Consider the following 8,604-nt stretch of genomic DNA (forward strand, 5'->3'; position numbering starts at 1 on the left):
CCGTCCGGCCGTTTGAAGATCGGCAGCGTCGGCAGCGTGCCGATGTCCTCGGCAACCAGGTCGGCACCGGTGTAGATGGCTTCGACGCCCGGCATCGCCTTGGCTGCGGCCATGTCGATCGAGGTGATTTTGGCATGGGCATGGGGCGAGCGCAGCACGTGTAGCCACAGCGCACCGTCTTCCGGCTTGTCGTCGATGAAAAGGCCCTGTCCGGTGAGAAGTCGCTGGTCTTCGAGACGCTTGGGCGAAAGACCCGCGCCGAAACGCATGTTGCCGGGCAGAATGTTCATCCGTGGATCCTTATCGCGAGACTGGCTGGTTCGGTTCTAGCCCATAAGCCGTGCGCCGGCCAACTGGCCTCCGCACAAGGCAGAAAGCCCGTGTTGCATGGAATATTCCGCTGCCGATTTGTGTCTGCCGGTCGCCGATCAAACGGTCAGCCGACGTCCTGCAGCAACGTCTCGATCACCTTGCGCTCGTCGGCGTTCAGCGCTGCCTGCGGCGCCAGCGGATCGCCGACCTCATAGCCCTGGATCGATAGCCCGGCCTTGATGCAGGCCGCGAGATTGTAGCGCGCAAAGGCTTCGTTGAGCCGCCACAGCCGGCCCTGCAACGCCATCGCCTCGTCCCAGCGATGCGCCTTGCACAGATCGTAGAGCCTGACGCTTTGCCGCGGCACCACGCAGGCCGGGCCCGCCATCCAGCCGACGCCGCCGATCAACATCACCGCCGCCGGAATATGCGCCGAGGCCGCGAACACCTGCAGCTCGCCACCGCAACGGTTGATGATCGACAGCAGCCGGCCGGTGTTGGTGGAGGCGTCCTTGATGTAGCGAATCCGCGGATGCTCGGCGAGCCGCGCCACCACGTCGAGGGTCAGGTCGGAGCGCTGGAATTGCGGGTTCGTGTAGATCACCACGGGAATATCCACCGCGTCCGCGATGGCGCGAAAATACGATTCGATCTGCGCGTCCTTGAGCGGGAAATAGGCCTCCAGAATCGCCAGAATGCCGTCGGCGCCGAACTTCTGGTAGGACTTCGCCTGTGCCACGGCGTCGGCCGTCGAGGTCGAGGCGACGCCCGCTACCACCGGCACCCTGCCCCGCGCGGCTTCGATGGTGGCCCGCACCACGACCTTGCGCTGATCGCGGCCGAGATAGGCGAACTCGCCGGTGGAGCCGAGCGGTGTCAGCCCGTGCACGCCGGCGCCGATCAGATCGTCGCACAGCCGGCCGAGCACGTTGGTGCTGATTTTCCCCTCCGCATCGGTTGGAGACACCAGATAGGGAAACACGCCGTGAAAATCGGCCCGGTTCGGGATCACGCCTTGCCTCCCAGCGTGACGCCAGCGAGCGCGATCGAAAGCCCATCGCGCCCAGCTACCAGCCCGCTCTTGAAAATCTCGCCGTCACTCATGGCGTCCTCCGGATTTTTAGGTCTTATTGCCATGACCTTCGGAATCCGGCGCGCGATTGTCAACGGCCGTGGCATGGCGGCAGAGGTGCAGCAGACACCGGCACCCACTCACTTGCCTCGGACGCGATGCGATACGCAGTATCGCTTCGCAGCGCCGGGGCCGTTGCGGGCTCCGGCGTTCGGGACGGACCCGGCTCTGCGCAGCGGCATAAGAATGCCGCAGCGCGTCCGGGACAAGTGGAAGGCTACCCCTTCGGCTTGAAATTCTCGATCAGCCGCAGCAGCACCTTGGCGCCGGCTTCGACATCGGCGTCATCGACGTGCTCGGCGGGATTATGACTGACACCGCCGCGGCAGCGCACGAACAGCATCGCGACATCGGCGATGTCGATCATCGCCATGCCGTCATGGCCGGCGCCGCTCGGCAGTTCGAACGCGCGAAAACCCTCGGCCTTCACCGCCTCCGCGACATGCTTCTGCAGCCACGGCGCGCACGGCACGGTGCGGTTCTCATGGGTAACGTTGATGTCGAGTTGCAGGTCGCGCCGCTTCACGATCTCCTCGATGTGGCGGACGATGTCGGTGACCGCCAGCTTGCGATAGGAATCCCTGGGGCTGCGGATGTCGATGGTGAACGACACCATGCCGGGAATCACATTGGTCGCGCCGGGCATGGCGTTGATATAGCCGACGGTGCCGACCAGCCCGTCGCGATCGCTGCTGCAAAACTCCTCGATGGCGACGATGCATTCGGCCGCACCCGCCAGCGCGTCGCGGCGCAGCGCCATCGGCACCGTGCCGGCGTGGCCGGCCGTGCCGCGCAATTCCACCGCCAGCCGCGTTGCGCCGGCAATCGCAGTGACCACGCCGACCGGCAGCTTGTTCGCCTCCAGCACTGGCCCCTGTTCGATGTGCAGTTCGACATAGGCCAGCAACTCGCTCGGCGCCCGCGCCGCGGCGCCGATGTGGTCGGGATCGAGCCCGAACGCCACCATTGCCTCGCGCATGGTGATGCCCTGCTTGTCGCGGCCGCCAAGCGCGCTCTCGTCGAAGGTGCCGGCGATGGCGCGGCTGCCGAGCAGCGTGGAGGCGAAGCGCACGCCCTCCTCGTCAGCGAAGCCGGTGACTTCCACCGCGAACGGCAGCCGCACGCCGCGGCGGTGCAGATCGCCGACGCAAGCGATCGCGGTGATCAGGCCGAGCGGCCCGTCCCAGCGGCCGGCATCGCGCACGGTGTCGTAATGCGAACCCAGCATCAGGCACGGCAGGCCAGTTCGCTCGCCGTCGTAACGGCCGCAGACATTGCCGATGGCGTCGAGACGCGCCGCCATGCCGGCGTCGCGCATCCAGCCCATGACCAGATCGGCGGCGGCGCGATGTTCCGGCGTGAGGAATATGCGCGACAGGTTGTCCGGCGTCTCGGAGATCGCAGCGAGCGCGTGGATGCGGCGGACGATCTCGTCGCTGAGCGACAGGCTGTTAGGCCCGGTTACTTTCGCTTCCATCGCAATCATGCTTCTTTGTTGAGCGGCAGCGCCGCGACGTCAGACCTGTGTCGCCGAAAATCCTAGTCCGGCGTGCGCGTTCTGGCGAATCTAGCAGATTCCGGCAACCGGAGCACAGGAGCGACGATGGACGATGTTGCAGGATTGAGTGTGGCCGAGCGCGACGAGCTGTTTCTGCGCCGCTCCTTCGAGGCCGGGCGTCGCGCCGTCGCCCACGGCAACCATCCATTCGGCGCGGTGCTGGTCGATGCGAACGGCCAACTGCTGCTGGAAGCCGGCAACGCCTTCATGCCCTCCCATGACGGTACGGCGCATGCCGAGCGGCTGCTGTGCACGGAGGCCTCGACGACATTTGGCGCCGACGTCCTGAAGCATAGCACGCTGTATTCCTCCGCCGAACCCTGCGCCATGTGCGCCGGCGCGATCTACTGGACCGGCATCGGGCGGGTGGTGTTTGGCCTCGGCGAGGCCAGGCTGAAGGCGATCACGGGCGACCATCCGGAAAACCCGACACTGGACCTGCCGTGCCGCACGGTGTTCGCGGCGGGCCAAAAGGATATCGAGGTCGTCGGCCCGCTACTCGAGGATGAAGCCGCCACGCTGCACGAGGGATTCTGGGCGGCGCAAAAATAATCTGGCGCCCTGCCAATCGGAGCGAGCCTAAAGAAAATGGCGCCGCGGAATTACCGCGGCGCCATCTCATGCAACTTGTAACGTCAGGTCAGAACTTGACGGTGATGCCCGAGTACAGCGAATCCTCTCTGCAGGATCCCGCCGCAAGGACCGTGCAAGCGGCACTGGCTTTCTCGTCGAGGCCAAACTTGTTCCTCCAGAGACGATAAGCCACCCACACGTCGACGTTATGGGTGTACTTCTCGCCCCAGATCGCCTTGCTGGCGTCAAAGGTCAGGCGGATCGGCTCGGCATTGAGTTCGGTCTTGGTCGCGGTGCCGACGATCTGGCCGTTTTCACCACCCTTCGGCCCGTAGAAACCGGCGCGACCGCTGATGGCGAAGTACTGCAGGCTCGGCGGCAGGAAGCCGAGGTCCATGTAGTAGTTCATTTCAACAGCCCAGGTCGGATCGAACTTGCGATTGCCGTCGCTGTTGCAGTTCACACCTGGAATCGCTCCCGGGAAAAGACCGCACTGCGTGAACGTGCTGCGGTTGGCGAATTCGTAGTAGAACAACGGGTTGACGTTGAAGAAGCCCTTGTAGGGCAGGTCGAAGGCAAACTGCAGACCGGCGACGACGTCACGCTTCGACGCGGAGAAGAAGCGGTTTTCCGTGCTGCCATCTGCACCGACGACCAGCGACACGTTGCGCAGCGGGCCGTAGGAGAACGACTTGGTGCTGAACATTTCGTTGAAGCCGAAGGTGCTGCGGATCAGACCGTAGATTTCCGTGGCGCCTTCGCAGCCCGTCGGGCTGCCGGGCAGTCCAGCGCAAGGATTGGCCGGGCTGGCGTGATCGGCCTTCTCCAGGCCGATGGTGAAGAAGTTGGTGCCGTAAGCCCAGATATCGAAGTGGGTGAAGGCATAAACCTGCTTGGCGGTCTTCTTGGTCACGCCCGGATCGGCGCCATCGAACTGATAGGCAAAGGTGACGCGGTTATCGTTCACGAGGAAGAACGGGACGTCGATGATCGGCTTTGCCTTGACCGGAAACGGCGCCATGTCGGCCGCGCTGGCCACGCTCATCGGCGCGAGTGTAGCAAGGGACAGCATCGTCGCGGCTGCCAATGCGCGGTAACTATAGGTCATGTTGAAATACCCCCACGTGAGTGACGAATGTTTTGATAGTTCGTGTCTTGATCGGACACTTGCTGCAATCGTTCACAGTGAGAAGCCTCAACTTTCTCCAGCGGTTGCCACAAGTTTCATCAAGAAAGCCAATAAGTTCGGGGTTTTTCGCGCGTGTAGGCTATTCGCCGGGTGTGGACCGGATGCGGCACACCTCACGCAAGTGTGTAGTTAGAGCCTGTAAAGATTGGTCTTTCGCGACGTTCTGACGCATCCGGTGTATGCAATCCTTATCCGCTCCGACGGCTCGCCGGTCGGTCCCGGTTGGCTGAAAACGTCTGCTCATCTTCTCGGCAGGCGAGGAAGATCCTGATATCATTTAGGGAGCGGCGTCACATTTTCGCAACACATCGGCGAGCTAGGCGTCAAAACACCCGTGCAAAGATGCTACGCCACGTTTGCGGGCGACTCACGGGAAAGCCCATGAACAATCCCGTCGGACGGGAAAACTGCTGAATCGCTGAGCAAGCGCTGGCGCTTTTTCGGGATTTACGCTGCATTCCGATTTGGCACACAATTGAAGCACTCTTTCCTCTCACGCGTGGGTAGCGAATGTTAGATCCGACGCCTCCAGATCCGCGCGCCGGCCAGACGCCGCTGCTGCAGACCATCGGTCTGACCAAGCGCTACGGCAGCTTTCTCGCCAATGATTCCATCGACATCGAGATCTGGCCGCAGGAAATCCACGCCTTGCTGGGCGAGAACGGGGCCGGCAAATCGACGCTGGTGAAGACCATCTACGGCCTGATCCAGCCGAGCGAAGGCGAGATGCTGTGGCAGGGTGAGAAGATGGTGCTGTCCGGCCCGCACGATGCGCGCGCCCGCGGCATCGGCATGGTGTTCCAGCACTTCTCGCTGTTCGACAACCTCACGGTGGCGGAAAATGTCGCCCTCGGCCTCGATGGCAAGGAATCCTTCAAGGACATGTCGGCGCGGCTCGAGGAGGTCTCCCATGTCTACGGGCTGCCGCTCGATCCCAAGCGCGAGGTCTGGCAATTGTCGGTCGGCGAGCGCCAACGCATCGAGATCGTCCGCGTCCTGATGCAGAATCCGAAATTCCTGATCCTTGACGAACCGACGGCGGTGCTGACACCGCAGGAGGCGGATCAACTGTTCATCGTGCTCGACAGGCTGAAGTCGGAAGGCCGCTCGATCCTGTACATCAGCCACAAGCTGGACGAGGTGAAACGGCTCTGCGACACCGCAACCATTCTGCGAGGCGGCAAGAAGATCTCGACCTGCATTCCGCACGAGGAGACCGCGGCATCGCTGGCGCGAATGATGGTCGGCGCCGACATCCAGCAGGTGAAGGCCAGGGCCGGACGGCAGACGACGGTGCCCCGCCTCGTGGTCAACGATCTCAACCTCGATCCCGACGATCCGCACGGCGTCCATTTGCGCGGCATTTCCCTGGAGTTGAAGGGCGGCGAAATCCTCGGGATCGCCGGCGTCGCCGGCAACGGCCAGGACGAATTGTTCGCAGCACTTTCCGGCGAACGGCCCGCCCAGGACCCCGGCACGATCGTGATCGATGGCCATGCCGCCGGCCATCTCTCCATCACCAACCGGCGCAAGCTCGGCGCCGCCTTCGTGCCGGAAGAACGCCTCGGCCACGGCACCGCGCCGCGGATGCGGCTGTCGGAGAACGCGCTGCTCACCGGCCACGCCGCGTCAGGCATGGTGCAGCACGGCTTCATCAACACCGCGGCCACGCTCTCTACCGTGGATCGCGCGACAAAGGCGTTCGACGTCCGCAAGGCCAAGCGCGATCCGGAAGCCGCCTCTCTATCGGGTGGCAACCTTCAGAAGTTCATCGTGGGGCGCGAGATCCTGCGCAATCCGGTGGTGCTGGTGGTGAGCCAGCCGACCTGGGGCGTCGATGCCGGCGCCGCGGCGGTGATCCGCCAGGCCCTGCTCGATCTCGCCGCCGAGGGCTGCGCCATCCTCGTGACCAGCCAGGACCTCGACGAACTCGCCGAGATCGCGGACCGTATCGCGGTGATGTTCCACGGCCGCTTGTCCGAGCCCTTGGCGACGGCCGACGCCAGCCGCGAAAAGCTTGGCCTGCTCATGGGCGGTAGCAGCCTCACGCCGAAGGAGCCGCACGATGCAGTTGGTGCTTGAAAAACGCGCGGAGCGCTCGACCACCATTGCGCTGGTGTCGCCGCTGATCGCCATCGGCCTGACCATCGTGACCATGAGCATCCTGTTCCTGGCGCTCGGCAAGAACCCGATTTCGGCGTTGGCGGTGTATTTCATCACCCCGCTGACCGACAGCTATTCGCTGCAGGAGATCGCGGTGAAGGCGGCGCCTTTGGTGATGATCGCGATCGGGCTGTCGATGTGCTACCTCGCCAATGTCTGGAACATCGGCGCCGAGGGCCAGTTCCTGGTTGGCGCCGTGGCCGGTAGCTGGATCGCGGTGAAGACCCAGGGCACCGATGCCGGCGTCTGGGTGCTGCCCGCCATGCTGCTGATGGGCGCGGTTGCCGGCGCGCTGTATGCGCTGATCCCGGCGATCTGCAAGGTGCGGTTCGGCGCCAGCGAGATCCTCGTCAGCCTGATGCTGGTCTATGTCGCCGAGCTGTTCCTCGACTATCTCGTGCGCGGTCCGTGGCGCGATCCCGCCGGGTTCAATTTTCCGACCACGGCCGAGTTCGATCCCGTGGCCACCGTGCCGCTGATCGTCGAAGGCGGCCGGCTGCATCTCGGGGTCGTCATCACGCTGATCGTGGTAGCTTCTGCCGCCGTACTGCTCGGCCGCACCATCAAGGGGTTCGAAATCCGCGTTGTCGGCGCAGCCCCGCGCGCGGCACGGTTCGGCGGCTTCCGCTCGAACCGGCTCATCCTGCTGACCTTCGCGATCTCCGGCGCGCTCGCCGGGCTCGCGGGGATCATCGAGGTTGCGGGCCCGATCGGCCATCTGCAGCCGGGCATCTCGCCGGGCTACGGCTTCACCGCGATCATCGTTGCATTCCTCGGCCGGCTCAACCCGGTTGGAATACTAATTGCAGGGCTTTTCCTGGCGCTGACCTTTATCGGTGGCGAACAGGCGCAGATCGCAATGAAGATCCCACTCGACATGACCAAGGTGTTCCAGGGCATCCTGCTGTTCTACGTACTGGCCTGCGACTCGCTCATTCTGTACCGGATCAAGCTGATCCTGCCGCAGCGAAAGGCCGCCGATGGGACTGCTTGAAGCCATCATCCTGGCCGTGCTGGCGGCCTCGACGCCGCTACTGATCGCAGCCACCGGCGAACTGGTCACCGAGCGCGCCGGCGTGCTCAATCTCGGCGTTGAAGGCATGATGATCATGGGTGCGGCCTGCGGCTTCGGCGGCGCGCTGTATTCAGGCTCGATCTTCGTCGGCGCGCTGTGCGGGATCTTCGCCGGGGTGGCGCTGTCTTTGGTATTCGCTGTCATGACGCTGGGCCTCGCAGTCAACCAGGTCGCCACCGGTCTGGCGTTGACGATCCTCGGCATCGGCCTGTCAGGCCTGATCGGCGCCGGCTTCGTCGGCGAGCGCATCACGCCGGCGGCGCATCTTTACATTCCCGGCCTGACCGACATCCCGTTCCTCGGCCGCATCCTGTTTGGCGAAGACGGCTTTGTATACCTGTCGCTACTGCTGGTGATCGCGGTGTGGCTGTTCCTGTACCGCACCCGTGCCGGGCTGATCCTGCGCGCTGCCGGCGACAATCACGCGTCCGCCCATGCGCTCGGCTATCCCGTGCTGCGCATCCGGCTCTATGCCGTGATGTTCGGCGGGGCCTGCGCGGGACTCGCCGGCGCCTACCTGCCGCTGGCCTATACGCCGTTCTTCATTCCCGGCATGACCGCCGGCCGCGGCTGGATCGCGCTGGCGCTGGTGGTGTTCGCGT

7 protein-coding genes and 1 pseudogene are annotated in these 8,604 nt (G+C 64.2%); 4 read left to right on the forward strand and 4 right to left on the reverse strand.

What is annotated here, in order from left to right:
• The 3 genes and pseudogenes from JWR89_RS14095 to JWR89_RS14105 form a co-directional block, all read right to left on the reverse strand.
• Positions 1 to 290 (reverse strand): annotated as a pseudogene (locus JWR89_RS14095) (xanthine dehydrogenase family protein molybdopterin-binding subunit); the annotation flags it as partial.
• 146 nt (positions 291 to 436) lie between these two features.
• Positions 437 to 1,324 carry a dihydrodipicolinate synthase family protein gene (locus JWR89_RS14100; RefSeq protein ID WP_299717192.1) on the reverse strand — a complete coding sequence of 296 codons (888 nt, stop codon included), beginning with the start codon at positions 1,322 to 1,324 and terminating at the stop codon, positions 437 to 439.
• A gap of 337 nt (positions 1,325 to 1,661) precedes the next feature.
• Entirely contained in the window at positions 1,662 to 2,921 is a 1,260-nt protein-coding gene (locus JWR89_RS14105) for an allantoate amidohydrolase (protein WP_299717194.1), read from the reverse strand.
• Between the two features lie 126 nt (positions 2,922 to 3,047).
• Between JWR89_RS14105 and JWR89_RS14110 the strand changes: the two genes are divergently transcribed.
• The gene (locus tag JWR89_RS14110; protein ID WP_299717195.1) at positions 3,048 to 3,554 is read left to right on the forward strand and encodes a nucleoside deaminase; all 507 of its coding nucleotides are present in this window, start codon (positions 3,048 to 3,050) and stop codon (positions 3,552 to 3,554) included.
• Positions 3,555 to 3,642: 88 nt separating this feature from the next.
• Here JWR89_RS14110 and JWR89_RS14115 read toward each other — a convergent pair whose 3' ends face one another.
• Positions 3,643 to 4,683 (reverse strand): hypothetical protein, encoded by a 1,041-nt coding sequence (locus JWR89_RS14115; RefSeq protein WP_299717196.1) that lies wholly within the window; start codon positions 4,681 to 4,683, stop codon positions 3,643 to 3,645.
• A 591-nt stretch (positions 4,684 to 5,274) separates the two neighbouring features.
• Between JWR89_RS14115 and JWR89_RS14120 the strand changes: the two genes are divergently transcribed.
• The 3 genes from JWR89_RS14120 to JWR89_RS14130 form a co-directional block, all read left to right on the forward strand.
• Entirely contained in the window at positions 5,275 to 6,846 is a 1,572-nt protein-coding gene (locus JWR89_RS14120; protein ID WP_299717198.1) for an ABC transporter ATP-binding protein, read from the forward strand.
• Complete coding sequence (locus JWR89_RS14125; protein ID WP_299717200.1) at positions 6,830 to 7,921, forward strand: ABC transporter permease; 1,092 nt, start codon at positions 6,830 to 6,832, stop codon at positions 7,919 to 7,921. The genes JWR89_RS14120 and JWR89_RS14125 overlap by 17 nt, the downstream gene beginning before the upstream one ends.
• On the forward strand, positions 7,908 to 8,604 hold a 697-nt coding region (locus tag JWR89_RS14130; RefSeq protein ID WP_299717202.1), incomplete at its 3' end, for an ABC transporter permease. The genes JWR89_RS14125 and JWR89_RS14130, both read left to right, overlap by 14 nt.

Source organism: Tardiphaga sp. (genome assembly GCF_028290785.1).
Lineage (GTDB): Bacteria > Pseudomonadota > Alphaproteobacteria > Rhizobiales > Xanthobacteraceae > Tardiphaga.

Excerpts from the sequence above, each read along its gene's own strand:
- JWR89_RS14105 (WP_299717194.1), bottom strand. The coding sequence starts at position 2,921 with ATGGAAGCGAAAGTAACCGGGCCTAACAGCCTGTCGCTCAGCGACGAG.
- JWR89_RS14110 (WP_299717195.1), top strand. The coding sequence starts at position 3,048 with ATGGACGATGTTGCAGGATTGAGTGTGGCCGAGCGCGACGAGCTGTTT.
- JWR89_RS14115 (WP_299717196.1), bottom strand. The coding sequence starts at position 4,683 with ATGACCTATAGTTACCGCGCATTGGCAGCCGCGACGATGCTGTCCCTT.
- JWR89_RS14120 (WP_299717198.1), top strand. The coding sequence starts at position 5,275 with ATGTTAGATCCGACGCCTCCAGATCCGCGCGCCGGCCAGACGCCGCTG.
- JWR89_RS14125 (WP_299717200.1), top strand. The coding sequence starts at position 6,830 with ATGCAGTTGGTGCTTGAAAAACGCGCGGAGCGCTCGACCACCATTGCG.